This is a genomic window from Leucobacter komagatae (assembly GCF_006716085.1).
GTDB classification, from domain to species: domain Bacteria; phylum Actinomycetota; class Actinomycetes; order Actinomycetales; family Microbacteriaceae; genus Leucobacter; species Leucobacter komagatae.
This window is the reverse complement of record NZ_VFON01000001.1, coordinates 2795113-2814463: the sequence shown is the minus strand read 5'-3', so window position 1 is coordinate 2814463 and position 19351 is coordinate 2795113. Positions and strand designations below refer to the sequence as shown.

The window sequence follows — 19351 nt, the reverse complement described above, 5'->3', positions numbered from 1 at the left end:
AAACATCAACAGGTTTTACGACGATTGATATTTAATCTGGTAACCGAGGTCAGGCGACCGCGCAGAACTCCGACTCAGGCGTCGCGCGTGCGCCAGAGCAGCCACACGAAGTACGGCGCCCCGAGCAGCGCGACCATGAGCCCCGCGGGTAGTTGGGCGGGTGCGATCACCGTGCGCCCGACCGCATCAGCGACACCGACGAGCACCGCGCCAAGCACCGCCGCCGTCGGCAGGAAGCGCGCCGTTCGAGCGCCGACAAGCGCGCGGGCCGCGTGCGGAGCGAGCAGCCCGACGAACCCAACGACGCCGACGGCCGTGACGCTCGCGGCGGCGAGCACGGCGGCGAGCGCGAGGAGGCCGAGCCGGGTGCGCTCGAGCCGCACGCCGAGCGCACGCGGGGTGTCTTCGTCGAGCGCAATGAGGTCGACCTCGCGGCGCGCGGCGAGCACGAGCGGCACCGCGACCGCGAGCACGATGAGCACCGGCAGCACCTGCGCGAAGCTGCGCCCGTACGTGGTGCCGGAGAGCCAGGTGTAGATCGCCGGAGTGTTCCACGGGTCCGCCCGCAGCAGGAAGAACGTCGTGAGCGCGGTCGCGCCCGCCGAGCCCCCGATGCCGATGAGCACGAGCCTGTCGGCGCTCAGGCCCCCGCGCCAGCTCAGGCCGTAGACGAGGGCGAACGCGAGGAGGGATCCCACCGTCGCCGCCACCGTGATCCCGACAGTGCCCGCGAGCCCTCCCGTGACCACGAGCACCGCGCCGAGGCCCGCGCCGCCGGTGATGCCCAGCAAGCCGGGGTCGGCGAGCGGGTTGCGACTGATCGACTGCGTGATGCCGCCGGCGAGCGCGAGCGCCGCGCCCGCGAGGATGGCCGCGAGCACGCGGGGCGCCCGCTCGTCGAGGGCGAGCGCGATCGGCGGCGGCGCGGTGCCCTGCAGCCAGAGCGCGAGGTCGCCGGTGCGCAGCATGGTGTTGCCCGCAAGCGCCCCGAGGATCACGACCGCGACAAGCGCGGCAGAAAGCACGGCGAGCGTGATCCAGAACCGCCGCGCACTCCGCGCGGCGGCCCGCACGCGAGCGGCCTGCGTCGATCCGCCGCGGAGGCCCCGCGCGAGGACGACGAGCACGATCGCGCCGGCGAGCGTCGTCGCCACCCCGGTCGGCACCGACACCGCGGCTGCCGCCCCGAGCACCGCGCGCAACACCGCGTCGGCGCCAAGCACGAGCACCGCGCCGATGAGCCCGGCCGCGGGCAGCCTGAACGCGTGGCGTTCGAGCGCCGGCACCCATCGGGCGAGGAGCCGCGCAAGCACCGGCGCGCAGAGGCCGACGAAGCCGATCGGGCCGGCGAGCGTGACGGCGGTCGCCGACAGCGCTACGGCGAGCAGGATCCCTGACACCCGCGTAGACCCGAGCGGAACGCCGAGACTCTTCGCGAGGTCGTCGCCCAGGCTGAACACGTCGAGGCGGTGCGACAGCAAGAGGGCCGCCGCAACGGCGACCGCGATGAGCGGCAGGGCGCGGAGCGCGGCGTCAAGGTTCAGCTGGGCGAGGCTCCCGCTGCCCCAGGCGAGGAGGCCCTTCGTCTCCTCTTGGAACAGGATGAGAAGCGCCGAGGTGAGGGCTTGGAACGCGAGGGCGAGCGCGGAGCCGGCGAGCACGAGCCGCGTGCTCGACGTGCCGGCTCCACCCGCGAGGCCGAGCACAATGCCGGCGGCGGCCAGGCCCCCGGCAAACGCCAGGAGCCCGGAGGCCCACAGGGGCACGGCGATCCCGAACGCGGCGACCGCGGTGACCGCGAGATACGACCCGGCGGTGACGCCGAGGGTGTCGGGTGACGCGAGCGGGTTCCGCGCGAGCGTCTGCATGAGCACGCCCGCGACGCCGAGCGCGACACCGACCGCGACACCGGCCGCGAGCCGGGGCAGCCGGGAGCCCCAGAGCACGTTGCGGGCGTCGTCGGTGCCGCCGCCCGTGAGCACCTGCAGCAGCTCGCCGGCGCCAACGCCCGACGTGCCCTGGGAGAGGTGCCAGGCCGCGACAAGTGCGAGCGCGACCGCCGTGAGCGCGATCGCGGCACCGCCCCCGAGCGCGCGGGAGCGGGAGCCAGCCTCGGCGACCGCGACGGCGGGCTCGGAGGCGGTGCGGGTCACTCGCCCGCGCCGGGCTCAGCGAGCACCGACACGTATGCGTCGATGATCTGCTGCGCGGAGCGGGGGCCGCCGAAGGTCCAGATACCCGTCGGGAACGCGTAGAGGCGGCCGTCGGCGACAGCGGGCAGCGCGGCCCACACCGGGTTCGTCTCAAGCGCCTTCGCGAACTCGTCTTCCGACTTCTCCTCGGTCGCGGTGTGCAGCAGTGTCGCGTCGCCGACGGCCTTCATGCCCTCGATGTCGGTCTGGCCGAGGCCGTAGGCGGGATCGACCTCGCCGGTCCACGCGTTCGTGAGGCCGAGCTCTTCGCCGATCTCGCCGATGAGCGACCCCTGGCCGAACGGGCGCAGCGCGACGTTGCCGCCGTCGATCCAGCCGTCAAAGTAGACGAAGTCGGTGGTTTTGAGGCCCGCGTCGGCGAGGCTCCCCTTCGCTTCGGCGAGGTGCGCATCGAACTCGTCGAGCACGACGGTGGCGCGCTCTTCACGGCCGGTTGCGTCGGCGATGAGCGAGAAGGTGTTCTTCATGTTCGCGATCGGGTCGGCGGCGTCGGCGCCCTTGGTGGCGAGCACCGGGACGCCGTATTTCTCGAGCTTGCCGATGATCTCGTCGTCAGCGGTGTAGGCCTCGACGATCACGAGGTCGGGGTTCGTGCCGAACAGCGCGTCGAGGTTCGGCTCTTGCCTGGAGCCGACGTCGGTCGCGCCCTCCGGCAGCTCGACCGCCGTGTCCCACGTTGAGAAGCCCTCGGCGTCTGCCACGGCGACCGGCGCCACGCACAGTGTGATCACGTCTTCGATCTGCTGCCACTCGAGCACGGCGACGCGCTTCGCGGGAGCTTCAAGGCTAACGGTGCGGCCGAACGAGTCGGTGAGTTCGACGGCGCCCGTGCTCGTCGCGGTCGCGTCGTTCTCGCAGCCGGCGATCGATGCGGCCGGGGCGACCTCCGTCTCGCCGGTCGGGGCGGTGGTGGTGCCGCACCCCGAAAGCGCGAGCGCGAGCGCGGCCGCCGGGGCGGCGATCAGCGCGAGGCGCGGGGAGCGACGGCGAGTGGTCGAGGGGGTGGTACTCATGCGGTGCAGACTTCCGGTTCAAGGCGGCGCGGGCGCTGCCGGTGGCGTGCGCGCGGGAACACCCGAACGCGTTTCGTTTCCTCGTCGACGGTGGTGTCGATGGGAAGTCCGTACACCGCGGAGAGGTGCTCGCCAGTGAGCACGTCTTCGGGGGCGCCAGCGGCGAGCACGTTGCCACCCGCGAGCAGCACGACCTCGTCAGCGACGCCGGCCGCCTGGTCGAGGTCGTGAAGCACGACGCCTATGGCCGTGCCGCGGGCGGCGAGGTCGCAGATGAGGTCGAGGGTGTCCATCTGGTGCTTGAGGTCAAGGTGGTTCGTCGGTTCGTCGAGCAGCAGCACCCCGGTATCTTGCGCGAGCGCGGTGCCGAGCCAGACCCGCTGCAGCTCGCCGCCGGAGAGCTGATCGGCCGAGCGGTCTGCCATCTGCGCGAGCCCGGTGAGTTCGAGGGCGGTGTCCACGGCCTCCCTGTCGCGGTCGCTCAGCCCCGAGAATCGCCCGCGGTGCGGGTGGCGGCCGTAGGTGACGATGTCGCGCACTGAGAGTCCTGACGGGTGGGGGCGCGACTGCGAGAGCATCGCGACCTCGCGGGCGAACTCCTTGGCGCTCAGCGTGCTCGCACGGCGTGGCTGGGCGTTCGACACGGCGCTCGGTTCGGTGCTCGACGCGGTGAGCGTTACGTCCCCGGAGTTCGTGTCGTGGAGCCTGGCGATCGCGCGGAGCAGCGTCGACTTTCCGCTGCCGTTGGGGCCGACGAGCGCCGTCACCCTGCCGGGCCGGAGCGTGAGGCTTGCGCCGTGCACGACCTCGGTGCCGCGGTAGCCGAGGCGCAGTTCTGAGCCGCAAAGAGTCGATGCTTTCACAGTTGAGTAAGCCTAGCCTAACTATGATCTGATGAATAGAGTAGGTGTGGATTCGTGCTGTTCTTTCAGCTCTCGCAAGCCACCACACCCCGGCCAGCCCGGCCAACCGACGCCTTCAAGGAGCCCACCCGCATGACCGACCGCCAGCCCTACGACGCCTTCCTCACCCGGGTGCTGCGCATCACGCAGCTCTCACCCCACTTCACGCGGATCACGTTCGGCGGCGACGACCTGCAGCACTTCGGCATCGACGGCCTCGACCAGCGCATCAAGCTGCTACTCCCCCGCCCAGACGGCACGTTCCCAGACCTCGGGCTGTTCGACGGCCCGAGCCAGGAGATGCTCGAGTGGTACCGCAAGTGGCGGGAGCTACCGGACGACGAGCGCAACCCTATCCGCACATACACGATCCGCGCGGTGCGCCCCGAGCTCGCCGAGATCGACATCGACTTCGTGCTGCACGGCACCGAGGGGCCCGCGTCTGCATGGGCCCAGGCCGCGGCACCCGGCGACGAGCTCATCATCGTCGGCCCGGACTCGCGGGCGAACGAGCCCGCCGGCGGGATCGAGTGGAACCCTGGCACGGCCCGCCGGATCCTGCTCGCCGGTGACGAGACCGCGGCTCCCGCGATCTGCGCGATCCTCGAATCGCTCCCCGACGATTTCACGGGCGAGGCGTTCATCGAGGTGCCCGAGGCTGGCGACGCGCTCACGCTCTCGCACCCGAGCGGAGTCACCGTGACCTGGCTTGGGCGCGACGGAGCCCCGCACGGCACGTTCCTCGAGCCGGCGATCGCCGAGTGGGGCGCGAGGCGACTTCCGGGCTCGGCGCCGGCTTCTGGTGAGTTCGACGCGGCGGAGACCGCCGACGCGGACGAGGCTACTGGCGCAGACGAGGTGCTGTGGGACGTGCCCGAGCACGTCGTCTCCGAGGACTACGCGTGGCTCGCGGGCGAGGCGGGCGTCGTCACCCGGATGCGCCGCCACCTCGTGCGCGACCTCGGGATCGACCGAAAGGCCGTCGCCTTTATGGGCTACTGGAAGATCGGGCGGGCAGAGGGCTAGCCGCCCACCGCACCGCCTTCGTACGCGGCGATGACGAGCTGCGCCCGGTCGCGGGCGTGCAGCTTCGACAGCAGGCTGCCGATGTGTGTCTTGACGGTCTTCACCGAGATTGTGAACTCCGCGGCAATCTCGTCGTTCGACAGCCCGCGCGCGACGAGCACGAGCACCTCGTGCTCCCGCGAGGTGAGTCGGTCGAGCGCGCCGCGGGCCGAGGCGCCCGCCCGCCCGTTTGCCCCGGCGGCTCCTGTGGCTCCGGCAGTGCCTGCGGCCCCGAGGAAGTGCGCGATGAGGCTGCCGAGGATAGTTGGGGCGAAGAGCGACTCGCCCTGGTGGGTGCGCCGGATCGCCTCGCGGAGCTCGTCAGGGTGCGCATCCTTCAGCAGGAACCCGCTCGCACCAGCGCGAAGCGCGCCATAGACGTACTCGTCGAGTTCAAACATCGAGAGCACGAGTACCCGCGTTGCGGCGAGCGCCTCGTCGGCGGCGATGGCTGCCGTCGCCTCGATCCCATCCCCGCCGGGCATGCGGATGTCCATGAGCACCACGTCGGGAGCGAGCTCACGAGCCTGGGCGATGGCCTCCGCTCCGGTACCGGCGAGGCCGACGACGTCGATATCGGGTGCGCCGCCGAGAATCAGCTCAAGGCTGCTGCGCAAGAGCGCCTGGTCGTCGGCGATGACGACCCGAATCGCTCGGGCATCGGTTCCGGTCATCCCTGCACCTCCGGGTCCGGGATTCGCGCGACGACGTGAAAGCCCGCGCCGCTCGGTCCGGCCTCGAGCGCTCCGCCAAGTGCGGCGACCCGCTCTCGCAACCCGTTCAGCCCGTGCCCTGCGCCCGGCGCTGCGCGCCACTCCCCCCGCGGCCCGTCATTGCACACGCGAACTTCGAGGGCATCGCGCTCACGACGAACGCTGACCGTCGCCGCGCACGGACCCGCGTGGCGCAGCGCGTTCGCGAGCGCTTCGCGCACGATCGCGCAGGCCGTGAGCTGTGCCCCCTGCGAGGCCTGAGCAACTGGGCCTCCCGCGACAGGGCCGCCCGCAACGGGATCCTGCCCGGGAGCCTCGAGCTCAATGGTCAGGCCAGCCGCCCGCGCCTCGGCGATGATCGCGGGAAGGTCGGCGAGCGTCTCGGCGGGGCGGAGCGGGGCGGTCCCTGGCTCGCGCAGCACCGCGAGCATGCGGCGCAGCTCGGTCGTGGTCTCACGGCTCACCTGCTCGATATCGCCCAGCGCTCGCTCGCGCTCGGCGAGCGCAGACTGGCCGGTGACGTCGACGCTCCGGGCCGCCGCCGCGCGGACCGTGATCGCGCCGAGCCCGTGCGACACGAGGTCGTGGAGGTCTGCGGCGATCCTGAGTCGCTCCGCCTGCGCCGCCCGTTCAGTTGCCCAGTCCGCGAGCTCCTGCTCGTAAGCGCGGCGCTGTCTGCGCACGCGAGCGATCGTCACCCAGAGGCCACCCACGATCACGGCGAGCGTCACATACCCGATGGCGGTTTTCACCGTCTCGTCCTCGGACGACAGGGTCGCGAGCAGGATCGCGATGAGCAGGAACACGACTCCCGCATCGAGCCACGCGCGCGTGCGCCACTTCGGCCGAGCTGTCTCCATGCGCCAAGTCTAGGTTCCGCTCGGGCACGGACGCATCAGACCGGGGTCGGAAGAGTCGGGGGCAGGGCTGCGGTCGCTCTGGGCCGCGGTCGGTCTGGACTGCGGTCGTTCTACGCCGCGGGGCGCAGGATCGACTTCGGCACGTGGTGGGTCGTGATCGATCCGGCCGCGAGCGGGGAGCCCGCAGGGACCTCGGCGGAGCCCGCTGGCCCGCCGAGCGCGGAGTTCACCATCGCGCTCATGACGGTGAACGCGTCACCGCGACTGAAGCCATGCTGGGTCGTCAGGAAGCGGAAGGCGCGCTGGTAGCCGTTCGCGAGCGACTCCTGGATGGTGTCGCCGAGGCCAACAAAGATGACTTCGGTCTCGGTCTCGATCGCGGGGCCGGAGACGGAAAAGTCCTTCGTGAGCGACACCGTGGCGGTGATGGTGCCGGCGGCCTCGATCGCGACATCGGATGCCTCGCCCTCAGCCATAACCGCGTGGATATCGCCGAGGCCGAGGTACGCGCCTGCGACTCTGACGGGGAGGTACAGCCGGCTGCCGATGCCCGCGTAGGTGAGGTCGAGGTTGCCGCCCTCGGAGTAGACGGGTGCCATCGACGAGTTGCGGCCCGTGGCGGGCGCCGTGCCGAAACAGCCGACCATCGGGCGGGCGGGCACCGAAATCGTGTCGGTGAGGTGCACCATGCCGTCAGAGATCGGCACCTGGCGCATGTACGGCTCGTCACCCATGACGCCGGCGAGGGCGCCCGCACCGTGGAAGTAGCCAGACCAGCCGAAGTCGCCAAGCGTGATGTCAACGATGTCGATGATGAGGGTGTCGCCGGGCTCCGCGCCGTTCACGTAGACGGGACCGGTAATCGGGTTCATGAGCGACGTCAGGTTATCGCTGCTGCCCTTCTCGGCGGTCTCGGCGTAGGAGCAGTCTGACGTCTCGAACTGGATGTGCTCACCGGTGCCGGGATCGACCCTCAGCGCGGGCTCATCCTCGGCCGAAAAACCCGAGTGTGCCTGATCCTTACCGATGAAAAAGCTCACCAGAAACTCCTTTGTGTGCGTTCTGACCGCGAGTGGCGTCGCGCCACCGTGGGGCGGGCGCCCCTGCGGGCTGCTCTGCCGTGGGCGCGGCCGTGTGGGGTTGCGGGATCCGGCGCTGCCGACCCGGGCCCCCGGGCCGCGCGTGCTCTCTCAACTATAGTGAGCGCGCGGTGCCTTCTCTGCGCCCTCTCTGTGCGCGTTCTGTGCGCGTTCTGTGCGCGAGGGGCTTGCGGCCGACCGTGCCGGCTGCTGCCCACACCGCTGCGCCTCAAATCTTCTAGTGCGCCCCAAATACCTCTAGAAATTGGGGGTGCGGGGAGTATTTGGGGAGGAGAGGATGATCGAGGAGGGGCGTTGGGCCCTAGGGGGGCAGCCCGCGCTCAGCGGCAAGCGCACGGCGGCAGTGCTTAGCGGCAATGCTCAGCGGCCACGCTCCCCCATGCGCGCGGCCAGGCCTGGCGGGGCAATTCGAGCGACTGCGACGATGAGCTTGTACTTCAGCGAGGGGACCGACACAGCTTTGCCGCGTTCGAGGTCCCTCAGCGACTCGGCCACAACCCTGGGCGCGTCGAGCCACATCCACCCCGGAATCCCTTCCTCGCCGGGAGGGAGGCCGAGCCGTTCGTGGAAGTTCGTGTGCGTGTAGCCGGGGCACACCGCCGTGACCGTGACCCCGCGCCCGCGGTAGCGCCCATTGGCCCAGCGCGAGAACGTGACGAGCCACTGCTTCACCGCCGAATACGTGCTGCGCGGGATGAATGCTGCGACTGAGGCGACGTTGAGAATCCGACCGCTCCCCCGTTCGAGCATGCCCCGCAGCGCGGCGTGCATGAGCCGCATCGGAACCTCGTTGTGAAGGCGCAGGTGACGGGCCTCGGCCTCGATGTCGTTCGATTCGAACTCGAGGGGCAGACCAAACCCCGCGTTGTTCACGAGGATGCTGACTGGGTTGGCTCGTGCCTCGAGCCTGGCGGTGACGCGGCTCACCCCATTCGGGTCGTGTAGGTCGACAGCGAGCACCTCGACCGCCACACCGTGCGTCGCCCGGAGGCGCGCGGCGAGTGCTTCAAGAGCATGGCCGTCTCGCGCAACGAGTACAAGGTTCTCGCCGCGGGCGGCGAGCTGAGCCGCGTATTCCTCCCCGAGGCCGGAACTTGCCCCGGTGATGAGGGCCGTTCGCCGGCTGGGTGGGTTAAATCCGATTGTCTCGGCTGAGTCTGCTGAGTCTGCTGCCTCGTCTGTCGTCGCTGACATGCCTTGATGGTAGCCCGGAACTCGGTGTGGCGGGCTGACTGGAATGTCGGCGGGCTTGGAGGCAGGGGCCTGGGGCCCGGGGAAGCTCTCGTTCCGCCCCAAATTCGCCCGTGGACCTCAGGTGGTTTCAGGTTGCTAGTGCAACACCCTGAACCTTGAACGGAACCAACATGGGTGTACGCCATCCCTGGGAAACCCGACTCGCGGTCTACGCGTTGATCACCCGCGGACACACGATGCAACACGCGGCCCAAACACTCGCTCTCAGCCGGGAAAATGTGAAGAGCTGGGCAAAAATTGCAGGCATGACTCTCACCCCAGGGCGTCCACGTATCCATCCCGAGCCTGACACCCTTGACCAGGACACCCGCACGCCCGGATCCTCCTACCATCGCCTCACGCTCCCGGATCGGGCCTTTATCCAGGCCGCGCGAAGCATGCAGCCGCCACTGTCACTGCGGAGCATCGCGAAAGAACTCGCGGTCGCTCCGTCGACTGTGTCTCGCGAGCTCCAGCGGGCATCGATCATGGACGGGCGGCACGGCAGACAATACAGCGCGGACGTCGCGCACTTCCACGCAAAAGCGAGAAGACCCCGTCCGAGACCACACAAGCTCGATCACACCCGCCTTCGCGCGGAAGTCGTGGCACGATTAAACGAGAAACACTCACCCCGGCAAGTCTCCAAGCGCTTGCTGGTTGACTTCCCGGACTGTCAGGAAATGCGTGTGTCCCACGAGACGATCTATCAGGCACTCTACGTGCAGGGCAAGGGAGCGCTCCGGCATGAGTTGACTGTTGAGAAAGCAGTCCGGTCTGGCAGGACGACCCGGAAGCCCAGGTCGAAGCTTCCGCCGCGTCCGCAACGCTCGTGGCTTGCAGGGGCGAGGCTGAGTGACCGGCCAGCAGCCGTTGAGGATCGGGCTGTGCCTGGGCATTGGGAAGGAGACCTGGTGGTGGGGCCGCACAACTCCGGGATCGTGACGCTCGTGGAGCGGAGCACCCGGTATGGGCTGGTGGGTCGGCTTCCGGGGCGGCGTGACTCTGAGACCGTGATCGAGGTGTTACAGGCCATGATCTCGGGGCTGCCGCAGGCGTTACGAGAGACGATCACGTGGGATCAGGGTGCGGAGATGGCGCAGCACGTGAAGTTCAGTGTCGCGACGGGGTGCCGAGTGTTTTTCTGTGACCCGCACTCGCCCTGGCAGCGTGGCAGTAACGAGAACTACAACGGGCTCGTGCGTGATTTCTATCCCAAGGGAACGAACTTCAACACGGTCACGGATGGGGAGTTGGCGGACATGCAGCGCATGTTGAATGATCGGCCACGGGAAACGTTGGGGTGGGCGACGCCTCGTGAGAAACTGAACGAACTATTGGCTGGTGTTGCACTAACTCCCTGAAACCGCCTCAAATACCCTGCGCAATTGGAGTGGTTTGGGGAATTTGGGGAGCGGTGGCGGCTGAGCCGGCGGGCCGGGGCTGGGGTGGCGGGACAGGCCTGGGTGGCGGGGCGGGCCAGGCCGGGAGCACAGCAAAGGGGGCCGGCGCCAAAGGCGCCGACCCCCTCAGCTCAGCGAGTGAGCTCGATCACTGCTTAGGCGAGACGCGCCTGCAGGTTCTCGTCGATCGACGCGAGGAACTCCTCGGTCGTCTGGTACCCCTGCTCGGGGCCGACGAGCAGCGCGAGGTCCTTGGTCATCTTGCCCGACTCAACGGTCTTGATGACGACGTCCTCGAGGGTGTGCGAGAAGTCGATGAGCTCCTGGTTGTTGTCGAGCTTGCCGCGGTGCGCGAGCCCACGGGTCCAGGCGAAGATCGACGCGATCGGGTTCGTCGAGGTCGGTTTGCCCTGCTGGTGCTGGCGGTAGTGGCGGGTCACGGTGCCGTGAGCTGCCTCTGCCTCAACGACCTTTCCGTCCGGCGTTGCGAGCACGGAGGTCATGAGGCCGAGCGAGCCGAAGCCCTGCGCGACGGTGTCGGACTGGACGTCGCCGTCGTAGTTCTTGCAGGCCCAGACGTAGCCGCCCTCCCACTTCATGGCCGAAGCGACCATGTCGTCGATGAGGCGGTGCTCGTAGGTGAGGCCGGCAGCCTCGAACTGCTCCTTGAACTCGGTGTCGAAGATCTCCTGGAAGATGTCCTTGAAGCGGCCGTCGTACGCCTTGAGGATGGTGTTCTTCGTCGAGAGGTAGACGGGGTAGTTGCGCGAGAGACCGTAGTTCAGCGAAGCGCGCGCGAAGTCGATGATCGACGCGTCGAGGTTGTACTGCACCTGTGCGATGCCGTCGCCCGGGGCCTGGTAGACCTCGAACTTCTGGGGCTCGCCGCCGTCCTTCGGCGCGAACTCGACGGTGAGGGTGCCCTCGCCGGCGAAGCGGAAGTCGGTTGCGCGGTACTGGTCGCCGAACGCGTGGCGGCCGATGATGATCGGCTTGTTCCAGCCCGGCACGAGGCGGGGGATGTTCGAGATGATGATCGGCTCGCGGAAGATGACGCCGCCGAGGATGTTACGAATCGTGCCGTTCGGGCTCTTCCACATCTTCTTCAGGCCGAACTCTTCGACGCGTGCCTCGTCGGGCGTGATCGTCGCGCACTTCACGCCAACGCCGTGCTTCTGGATAGCGTGCGCGGCGTCGATCGTCACCTGATCGTCGGTGGCGTCACGGTGCTCCATGCCGAGGTCGTAGTACTCGAGCGTGACGTCGAGGTACGGGTGGATCAGCCGATCCTTGATGAACTGCCAGATGATTCGTGTCATCTCGTCGCCGTCGAGCTCAACGACGGTGCCTTCAACCTTGATCTTCGCCAACGTAACTCCCTGTTTCAACGATCAAATTTCCGCGTTCCAGTCTAGCCGATGCCGCCTAGATTTATCTCGACGTCAAGATACTGGCCCGCGGGAACTCCGTTCAGGGGTGCCGCACAGGAATTCGAGGGTTAGGAGACGCCGCCGCCAGCGGCGCCGGAACCGTCCGCGCCACCCAGGTCGCCGCCACCAGTCTCGCCGGTGCCCGGGCCAGGATCTGGCGTCGGCGTCGTCACGGGCGGTGTCGTGACCGGCGGGTTCGGCTGAGTGCCCCCGGGCTGTGGCTGCTCGCCCGACCCCTGGTCGACCGCGCCGCCTTCGACTGCCGCTACCTCAGCCCGGGCAGCGGCCTCCGCAGCGGCGGCCTCGGCTGCCGCGCGCTCTGCCGCGGACTCCTCAGCCGCCTTCCGGTCAGCCTCGTAGGCGCTCACGAATTTCTGCAGCTTCGGCATGACGTAACGCATGCGCACGACCGGACCGCCGGGGATGCGCATGGCGCCCTCAGCTGGCTGCGCCCCTTCGGGGTAGCCGACGACCTTGCCCTCGGAATCGAGCACGAACAGCGTCGCCTTCGCACGGTCGCGCAGCTCGGTCGCGACAGCGAGCAGCTGCTTCGCCTCGTCGGTCCGCTCTGCCTCGGGATCGAGGCCCGCGGCCTCAGCCTCGGCGTCGCGCTTTGCGAGTTCGTCGATCGCCACCGTCGAGACCCTCAGCGCCTCGGCCGTCGCGAGCCCCTGGATCTTCGCGAGCGCGCCGAGGAGCGCATCGTTCTCCCCGGAGAACTCAGCGACGGACTCCGCATATTCTTCCGAGAGCTTCGCGTTTTCGGTGTGCAGGCGCTTCGTCTGCTGCACGCGCTCGAGGGTGACTGTACCCGAGGTATCGACGGTGTCGACGCCCTCCGGCGAGATGTCAGCGTAGAACGCGAGCAGCTCTGAGTCGACGTCGAACCAGGTCTGCGGGTCAGGCTCCTCAGCCTCACGCGCGGTGAGGGCTTTCTTGGCGGCATCGGCATGGCCCTTCGAGACCTCGTCGACGGCGATCGCAGACACGAGCTCGGCGTTTGCCGCGCCCATCGCACGCTTGAAGTCGGCGCTCAGCGGCCCGTCTGCCGGCTTCGTCAGCGCGGTGAGTTTCGCGGGCAGCCCGTGCACCTCAGCGGAGCGCAGTTCGAGCAGCAGCTCCTCAGAGCCCGCCTGCATCGCGAGCGCGGCGGCCTTCTCGGCCTCGGCGTTCACCTGGTCTGCGAGCTCGTGGAAGTTCGCGGCCTCCCGGGCGTAGAGCACCTGAGGCGCAGCGATCCCGCCCGTCGTGAGCAGCACGGCGACGACGGCGAGGGAGGTGGTGAGGGCATTCGAAGTGACCCGGCGGCGGCGCGCGAGAACCCTCGGCGACTGGGTACTTTCTCCGTCACTTGCGTGACCACGTGTGCTGCGTCGAAGCGCCAGCTTCCTCACCTCCAGAGCAGAATACCCCTTAACTTCCCCACGAGAACCAATGCGTTAACAAAAGGAAAAGCAACTTTACTATACCGACATCACTTCGATATGCTTATGAATCATCTATTACCGAACGATGACGGTGGCAGGGCTGGGGGGCCTCCCGTTATTCACCTTGGGGAGTTAATCGTTGACCGCGACCGCAGGCACCCGTTTGCGGTCGACGGTACCCTCGTGGGAGCTCCGGTACTCGCGAAAACTCGTCTGGACTGACGCCGCGGTCGTCACCGTCGCCGTCGCCACCGGAGCCAGCGTCGCGTCGCACATGTTCCGCCGCGCCCCAATCGGCACCCCGTTCACGGAGCAGAGCTACGCGCTCGGCAGCGCCGCGATCGCGCTCGCCTACTGGCTCATCTGGATCCTCGCCCTCGGCGTGCACGACTCCCGCCGCCCCGCTGTGTTCGGCACGGGGGCAGAGGAGTACAACCGGGTGCTCACCGCGAGCCTCTCGACGCTCGGACTCCTCACGCTCTTCCTGTATCTCGTCGACCTCGCACCCCAGCGCTCATTTCTGCTCGTCGCGGGCGGCTCGGGCATTGTGCTCTTGCTCCTCGGCCGCTGGGCCTGGCGGAAGCGCTTGCACCAGCAGCGCAGGCGCAAGCGCAACTCGTACCGCACGCTGCTCGTCGGCGAGCGGCGCAAGTCGAGCGACGTCGCACGACTGCTCCGGTCGAACACGCTTGCTGGCTTCGACATCGTCGGCGTCGTCACGACCGACCCGGAGGCGCCAGATCTCCTCCCCGGTGTGACCGTCGTCGACACGTACAAGAATCTGCTCGGCACCATCGAGCGATTCGAGACGGACACGCTCATCGTCACGAGCGCCGACGCGCTCACACCGCGCAGACTCAAGCGGCTCGGGTGGGAGCTCGAACCGATGGGCGTGAAGCTCATCGTCGCGACGGCGCTCATGGATGTCGCGGGCCCGCGCATCCACACCCGTCCCGTCGCCGGCCTCCCGCTGATCCACGTCGAATCGCCGCAATTTCAGGGCTGGCGCTACCTCGCGAAGCGCGCGCTCGACATCGTCGGTTCGATCGTCGGCATCATCATCACGAGCCCGATCCTCATCCTTATCCCGCTACTCATCCGCGTCGACAGCCCCGGCCCCGTGTTCTTCCCGCAGCAGCGCCTCGGCCTGCGCGGCAGCCCGTTCACGATGTACAAGTTCCGCTCGATGCACGTCGACGCTGAGCAGCAGCTCGTCGGACTCCTCGACCAGAGCGACGGCAACGGCGTGCTGTTCAAGATGCGCGAGGACCCGCGAGTGACGAAGTTCGGCAAGTTCATCAGGCGCCACAGTCTCGACGAGCTGCCCCAACTATTCAACGTGCTGAGGGGCGATATGTCGCTCGTTGGCCCCCGCCCACCCCTGCCGCAGGAAGCCGACGGCTACGAGGAGTGGATGCACCGGCGCATGTTCGTACGCCCCGGTGTGAGCGGGCTCTGGCAGGTGAGCGGTCGTTCGAACCTCGACTGGGATGAGAGCGTGCGCCTCGACCTCTACTACGTCGAGAATTGGTCGATGGTCGGTGACCTGCTCATCCTCTGGCGGACCATCCGGGCGGTCGCGAAGGGCGATGGTGCGTACTGATGACACAGCGACTTCTCTCCCCGCTCGGCGGCTTCGACGGCACCGCGACCAGCGGTAGCCGTTCAGGCGGCACCGCGACAGGCGCACCTGGCACGGCCAGCCCGCGCCTGCTGCTCGCCGCTTCAACCGGCGGCCATCTCACGCAGCTCAGCACCTTCGCCCGGGCCGCCGGTGTGGGCGACGAGGCAACGTGGGTCACGTTCGACTCGCCGCAGAGCCGCAGCATGCTCGCGGGCGAGCGCGTCGTCTGGGTCGACTACATCGCGCCCCGCGACGTTGCCGGCACGCTGCGGGCCCGCCGCGTGCTCGCAGACTCGCTCGATCCGGCCTCCTTTGACGGCGTCGTCTCGACCGGGGCCGCACTCGCCGCGTCGGCGTTCCTCTGGGCGAAGACCCACGGGATCCCTCGCCGCTACATCGAGAGCGTCTCGCGCACGAATGGACCCTCGCTCACCGGGCGACTCGTGCGCGGCCTGCGGCTCGCGGAGACCTACACGCAGCACGCGGGGTGGGCGTCGAAGGCCTGGCCGCAGACAGAATCGGTCATGCGCGGGTTCACGCGGGAGCTCGCGGACGAGGCGCTGCATGAGGATCGGCCGCTCCGCATCCTCGTCACGCTCGGCACGATCCGCCCGTACCGATTCGACAGGCTCGTTGACAGGATCCTTGAGATCACCGGCGAGGACGACACCATCACGTGGCAACTCGGCGAAACGGCCCGCGCGGGGCTTCCCGGGGATGCGCACGCGCTCATGGACACCGCCGACCTCCTCGCCGAGGCGCGCGCAGCCGACGTCGTGATCACGCACTCGGGCGTCGGCACGATCTTGCAACTGCTCGGCGAAGGGATCTCGCCCGTCGTCGTGCCGCGCCGCAAACAGCACGGGGAACACGTCGACGACCACCAGCTGCAGATCTGGCAGCTGCTCAGGGACTCACGGGTCGGGGACCCGCACGCAGTCGAGGAGCTCTCGCGCGAGCACCTGCTCGCCGCCGCCGCGCACCGCACGCAGCTCGCGGGGGCGATCGGGTGAGCGGCGTCTTCATCAGTTGGACGAGGCAGAACGGCCGCACCGCCGACCTCGCTCCGGCGCTCGGCCTCGAGCCGCGTTACATCTATCTGCCCTCGCGGCTCGGGCTACTCGGCAGGTACGTCAGGCAGGTGCGGGCGACCCGCAGGATCCTCCGCGAAGAGCGGCCCCCGAGCGTCGCGCTCATGCTGCCGCCCGCGCCCGCGCTGCTCGCGCTTGTCGGTGGGAGGAGGCGCCCCGAGCGCCTCGTCTTCGATCTGCACACGGGCTTCTTCCTCGACCCGAAGTGGGCGTGGGCGCTACGCCCGTCGCTGTGGTTCATGCGCAGGATCGGCGGCACCGCGATCGTCACGGGCGCGCACCTGCGAGAGGTGTGCGAGCGGGCCGGGGTGCCCGCGATCGTGCTGCACGATGTGGTTGAGGGGCCCGCGGTTGCTGCGGCGGAGGCTGGGGCTGCTGCTGCTGCGGCCTCCCCTGTTGCCAGCCCCAGCGCCTATGTGCTGTGCCCGCTGAGCTACGCGAATGACGAGCCTGTGGCAGCGATCCTCGCCGCGGCGGCGCTCACTCCCGAGACAGAGTGGAAGCTGACGGGCAGAGCGCCCGCGCACGTCGCTTCCGCGGCTCCCCCGAACGTCACGTTCACCGGGTTCGTGAGCGAGGCGGAGTACGCCGCGCTCGTGCGGGGCGCGCTCGGCGTCGTCGCGCTCACAACCCGCGCGCACACGATGCAGCGGGCAGGGTACGAGGCGTTCGGCGCCGGCGTCCCACAGCTCACGAGCGACTTCCCCGAGCTGCGCGGCTTCTACGGCGACAGCGCGCTCTACACGGAGCCCGAGGCCGAACAGATCGCGGCGGGGGTGCGCGAGCTCGCGGCGCGGCGGGAGGATCTCGTCGCATCGATGGGAACGGTGCGGTCGGATCGAGCGCGGGAGCAGCGTACGGGGCTCGCCGCTGCGCGGAAGGCGCTTGGGGCGGTCGGCGCCGATGCGTCCGACGTGTCCGACGTGTCCGACGCCGCTAGTGAGGTCGCCGCGCCCGGTGCAGCGGCGTTGTCGGACGGAGGCGCATCATGAGCGGTCCCACGACCCCGCTGAGTATCTCGGTGATCGGCTGCGGCTACCTCGGCACCGTGCACGCGGTGGCGATGGCCGCGCTCGGGCACGACGTCGTCGGCATCGACGTCTCTGACGAGCGCATCGCGCTGCTTGCCTCAGGCGAGGCACCGTTCTTTGAACCGGGGTTGCCCGAGCGGCTGACCGCGGGCCTCGCGTCGGGCCGCCTGCGGTTCTCGACGGACATCGCGGTGGCGGCCACTGCTGACCTGCATTTCGTGTGCGTTGGCACGCCCCAGTCTGAGGGCAGCGATGCGGCAGACCTTCGCGCGCTGTTCAGCGCGACCGAGGTGCTCATCCCCCACCTTCGGCCGGGGTCGGTCGTGGCCGGCAAGTCGACGGTTCCCGTGGGCACGGCAGCGCGGCTCTCGGGCCTCGTTGAGGGCGCGGGCGCGACGCTCGTGTGGAACCCCGAGTTCCTGCGGGAGGGGCGCGCGATCGCCGACAGCCTCTCGCCCGACCGCATCGTGGTCGGGGTGTCTGCAGTTGAGGAAAGCGGGCCGTCTGCATCCGCCGGCTCCTCTGGCGCCCTCAACATGCTCCGTCGGGCATACGCGACGATGCTCGAGCTTGGAACGCCCCTCGTCGTGACCGACCTGCCCACCGCAGAGCTCGTCAAGGGTGCCGCGAACGCGTACCTTGCCACCCGCATCTCGTTCATGAACGCGATGGCCGATGTCGCCGAGCGGGCCGGCGCAGACGTTGTTGGTCTCGCCGAGGCGCTCGGTCACGACGAGAGGATCGGCCCGCACTATCTCCGCGCCGGCATCGGATTCGGAGGCGGCTGCCTACCGAAGGACATCCGCGCGTTCGCGGCCCGCGCGACCGAGCTCGGCGCTGCCGCTCCGGCTGCGCTGCTCGCCCAGGTCGACGAGATCAACCTCGGGCAGCGCGCGCGCATCGTAGAGGCTGTCGCTGAGCACTTCGGTGGCAGCGTTGTGGGCCGCCGCGTCACCGTGCTCGGTGCCGCCTTTAAGCCTGAGTCTGACGACATTCGTGACTCTCCCGCGATCGATATCGCCCGCGCGCTGCACAGACTTGGTTCAATAGTGACCCTGACCGACCCGGCAGCGCTGCCGAACGTGGCCGGCCGGTATCCTGAGCTGAGCCTTGAGGCGAGCCTCGACCACGCGCTCCGCGACGCAGAGTGCCTTGTCCTCGCTACCGAGTGGGCCGAGTACCGACTGCTCGACCCCGTCCGCGCGGGAGCGCTTGTTGCGGGCCGCACCGTGTTTGACGGGCGTAACTGCCTTGACCGCGAAGCGTGGTCGGCCGCCGGATGGAAGTACCGTGGAATTGGGAGACGCTGAATGACGCTTGACGACACCCAGCCCGTGCGCGTGGTGCAGGGCGGTGAGCGGCGCGCTGCGTCGCGCCCGAAACTCTCCCCGCTCGACGACGCGCGCTATCGGGCACCGGGCGACAGCCGCTGGCTACTCGATACATTCCGTTATCCGCATCTACTGGCGATGCTGCTGAAGCGGGGCACCTCAACCAGGTACTACGGCTCGGTGATGGGCTGGGGCTGGTCGTACGTGAAGCCCGCGATCCAATTCTTCATGTATTTCTTCATGATCGGAATCGTCCTTGGAGTAGATCGCGGTATCGAGCTTTTCCCGCTGTATCTCTTCTCGGGAATCATTCTGCTCAACTTCTACGGCGAGGCTACTCGAGCTGCAACCAACTCGATCACCGCGAACTCCTCGCTCGTGAAAAAGATCTACTTGCCTCGCGAACTGTTTCCCGTTTCTGCAGTGGGTTCAGCTTTCATTCACTTCCTACCGCAACTCATACTGCTCATCATCGTGAGTGCAATCTATGGTGTGCGGGTCACAAGTTGGCTTACCCCTCTATACGTGCTCCTCGCTCTCTTAATCGTCCTCATGTTCACTCTCGGGCTTGGCCTCTTCTTTGGGGCCATCAACGTAGCGTTCAGAGACGCAAAGAACATCATCGACGTGCTGCTAATGTTCGCGATCTGGATGTCACCGGTTCTCTACTTGCATGAGCGCATGCGAGACGTCTTGCCGGCGTGGATCTATCAGCTCTACATGGTGAATCCAGTGTCGGTGTCTGTGGAGCTCTTCCACCTGTCGTTTTGGGCACCGGCTGTCCTCGAACCGAGCACACCAGACTTCCTACTGACCAACACAATCGGGGGCTTTGGTATCGCGCTCGGCACGCTGCTGCTCGGCCAGGTCGTATTCCGCAAACTGGAGGGTGATTTTGCCCAGAATCTCTGACGA

16 protein-coding genes are annotated in these 19351 nt (G+C 68.4%); 7 read left to right on the top strand and 9 right to left on the bottom strand.

Annotated elements, in window-relative coordinates; all coding sequences use genetic code 11:
- Nucleotides 1-74 precede the first annotated feature (74 nt).
- From FB468_RS12770 to FB468_RS12760, 3 genes are read right to left on the bottom strand one after another with little or no spacing between them, the layout of a single operon-like run.
- Nucleotides 75-2153 carry an iron ABC transporter permease gene (locus FB468_RS12770; RefSeq protein ID WP_141887686.1) on the bottom strand — a complete coding sequence of 693 codons (2079 nt, stop codon included), beginning with the start codon at nucleotides 2151-2153 and terminating at the stop codon, nucleotides 75-77.
- Nucleotides 2150-3226: an iron-siderophore ABC transporter substrate-binding protein gene (locus tag FB468_RS12765; RefSeq protein ID WP_141887685.1), complete on the bottom strand. Its 1077-nt coding sequence runs from the start codon at nucleotides 3224-3226 to the stop codon at nucleotides 2150-2152. The genes FB468_RS12770 and FB468_RS12765 overlap by 4 nt, the downstream gene beginning before the upstream one ends.
- Nucleotides 3223-4089 carry an ABC transporter ATP-binding protein gene (locus FB468_RS12760; protein WP_141887684.1) on the bottom strand — a complete coding sequence of 289 codons (867 nt, stop codon included), beginning with the start codon at nucleotides 4087-4089 and terminating at the stop codon, nucleotides 3223-3225. The genes FB468_RS12765 and FB468_RS12760 overlap by 4 nt, the downstream gene beginning before the upstream one ends.
- 132 nt (nucleotides 4090-4221) lie before the next feature.
- Here FB468_RS12760 and FB468_RS12755 point away from each other — a divergent pair, with 132 nt between their 5' ends.
- Nucleotides 4222-5154: a siderophore-interacting protein gene (locus tag FB468_RS12755; RefSeq protein WP_141887683.1), complete on the top strand. Its 933-nt coding sequence runs from the start codon at nucleotides 4222-4224 to the stop codon at nucleotides 5152-5154.
- On the opposite strand, the gene FB468_RS12750 is transcribed toward FB468_RS12755, so the two are convergent.
- The 4 genes from FB468_RS12750 to FB468_RS12735 all read right to left on the bottom strand — a co-directional run bounded on the left by FB468_RS12750 (nucleotide 5151) and on the right by FB468_RS12735 (nucleotide 9060).
- Entirely contained in the window at nucleotides 5151-5867 is a 717-nt protein-coding gene (locus FB468_RS12750) for a response regulator transcription factor (RefSeq protein WP_141887682.1), read from the bottom strand. The two genes, FB468_RS12755 and FB468_RS12750, sit on opposite strands and share 4 nt — an antisense overlap.
- A complete protein-coding gene (locus FB468_RS12745) occupies nucleotides 5864-6766 on the bottom strand; it encodes a sensor histidine kinase (RefSeq protein ID WP_141887681.1) in 903 nt (300 codons plus the stop codon). The genes FB468_RS12750 and FB468_RS12745 overlap by 4 nt, the downstream gene beginning before the upstream one ends.
- Nucleotides 6767-6876: 110 nt before the next feature.
- Entirely contained in the window at nucleotides 6877-7806 is a 930-nt protein-coding gene (locus tag FB468_RS12740) for an acetamidase/formamidase family protein (RefSeq protein ID WP_141887680.1), read from the bottom strand.
- A gap of 420 nt (nucleotides 7807-8226) precedes the next feature.
- Entirely contained in the window at nucleotides 8227-9060 is an 834-nt protein-coding gene (locus FB468_RS12735; RefSeq protein WP_141887679.1) for an SDR family NAD(P)-dependent oxidoreductase, read from the bottom strand.
- Nucleotides 9061-9230: 170 nt separating this feature from the next.
- Between FB468_RS12735 and FB468_RS12730 the strand changes: the two genes are divergently transcribed.
- On the top strand, nucleotides 9231-10463 hold the full coding sequence (locus tag FB468_RS12730; RefSeq protein WP_342777261.1) for an IS30 family transposase: 1233 nt from the start codon (nucleotides 9231-9233) through the stop codon (nucleotides 10461-10463).
- Between the two features lie 194 nt (nucleotides 10464-10657).
- On the opposite strand, the gene FB468_RS12725 is transcribed toward FB468_RS12730, so the two are convergent.
- Both FB468_RS12725 and FB468_RS12720 read right to left on the bottom strand, forming a co-directional pair.
- A complete protein-coding gene (locus FB468_RS12725; protein WP_141887677.1) occupies nucleotides 10658-11872 on the bottom strand; it encodes an NADP-dependent isocitrate dehydrogenase in 1215 nt (404 codons plus the stop codon).
- A 128-nt stretch (nucleotides 11873-12000) separates the two neighbouring features.
- Nucleotides 12001-13326: a hypothetical protein gene (locus FB468_RS12720; protein WP_141887676.1), complete on the bottom strand. Its 1326-nt coding sequence runs from the start codon at nucleotides 13324-13326 to the stop codon at nucleotides 12001-12003.
- Nucleotides 13327-13498: 172 nt separating this feature from the next.
- On the opposite strand from FB468_RS12720, the gene FB468_RS12715 reads away from it, so the two are divergent.
- From FB468_RS12715 to FB468_RS12695, 5 genes are read left to right on the top strand one after another with little or no spacing between them, the layout of a single operon-like run.
- The gene (locus FB468_RS12715; RefSeq protein ID WP_141887675.1) at nucleotides 13499-14962 is read left to right on the top strand and encodes a sugar transferase; all 1464 of its coding nucleotides are present in this window, start codon (nucleotides 13499-13501) and stop codon (nucleotides 14960-14962) included.
- Nucleotides 14962-15996, top strand: coding sequence for a glycosyltransferase (locus FB468_RS12710; RefSeq protein ID WP_141887674.1), 1035 nt, complete (start codon nucleotides 14962-14964; stop codon nucleotides 15994-15996). Before FB468_RS12715 ends, FB468_RS12710 begins: the two co-directional genes overlap by 1 nt.
- The gene (locus FB468_RS12705; RefSeq protein WP_141887673.1) at nucleotides 15993-17066 is read left to right on the top strand and encodes a glycosyltransferase family protein; all 1074 of its coding nucleotides are present in this window, start codon (nucleotides 15993-15995) and stop codon (nucleotides 17064-17066) included. Before FB468_RS12710 ends, FB468_RS12705 begins: the two co-directional genes overlap by 4 nt.
- Nucleotides 17063-18415, top strand: a complete 1353-nt coding sequence (locus FB468_RS12700; protein WP_246055876.1) for a UDP-glucose dehydrogenase family protein — start codon at nucleotides 17063-17065, stop codon at nucleotides 18413-18415. Before FB468_RS12705 ends, FB468_RS12700 begins: the two co-directional genes overlap by 4 nt.
- Nucleotides 18416-19348, top strand: coding sequence for an ABC transporter permease (locus FB468_RS12695; protein WP_141887672.1), 933 nt, complete (start codon nucleotides 18416-18418; stop codon nucleotides 19346-19348).
- Nucleotides 19349-19351: the final 3 nt, after the last annotated feature.

Coding starts and splice junctions, on each gene's coding strand:
- FB468_RS12700 (WP_246055876.1), top strand. CDS start 17,063: ATGAGCGGTCCCACGACCCCGCTGAGTATCTCGGTGATCGGCTGCGGC.
- FB468_RS12710 (WP_141887674.1), top strand. CDS start 14,962: ATGACACAGCGACTTCTCTCCCCGCTCGGCGGCTTCGACGGCACCGCG.
- FB468_RS12750 (WP_141887682.1), bottom strand. CDS start 5,867: ATGACCGGAACCGATGCCCGAGCGATTCGGGTCGTCATCGCCGACGAC.
- FB468_RS12745 (WP_141887681.1), bottom strand. CDS start 6,766: ATGGAGACAGCTCGGCCGAAGTGGCGCACGCGCGCGTGGCTCGATGCG.
- FB468_RS12695 (WP_141887672.1), top strand. CDS start 18,416: ATGACGCTTGACGACACCCAGCCCGTGCGCGTGGTGCAGGGCGGTGAG.
- FB468_RS12730 (WP_342777261.1), top strand. CDS start 9,231: ATGGGTGTACGCCATCCCTGGGAAACCCGACTCGCGGTCTACGCGTTG.
- FB468_RS12765 (WP_141887685.1), bottom strand. CDS start 3,226: ATGAGTACCACCCCCTCGACCACTCGCCGTCGCTCCCCGCGCCTCGCG.
- FB468_RS12755 (WP_141887683.1), top strand. CDS start 4,222: ATGACCGACCGCCAGCCCTACGACGCCTTCCTCACCCGGGTGCTGCGC.
- FB468_RS12735 (WP_141887679.1), bottom strand. CDS start 9,060: ATGTCAGCGACGACAGACGAGGCAGCAGACTCAGCAGACTCAGCCGAG.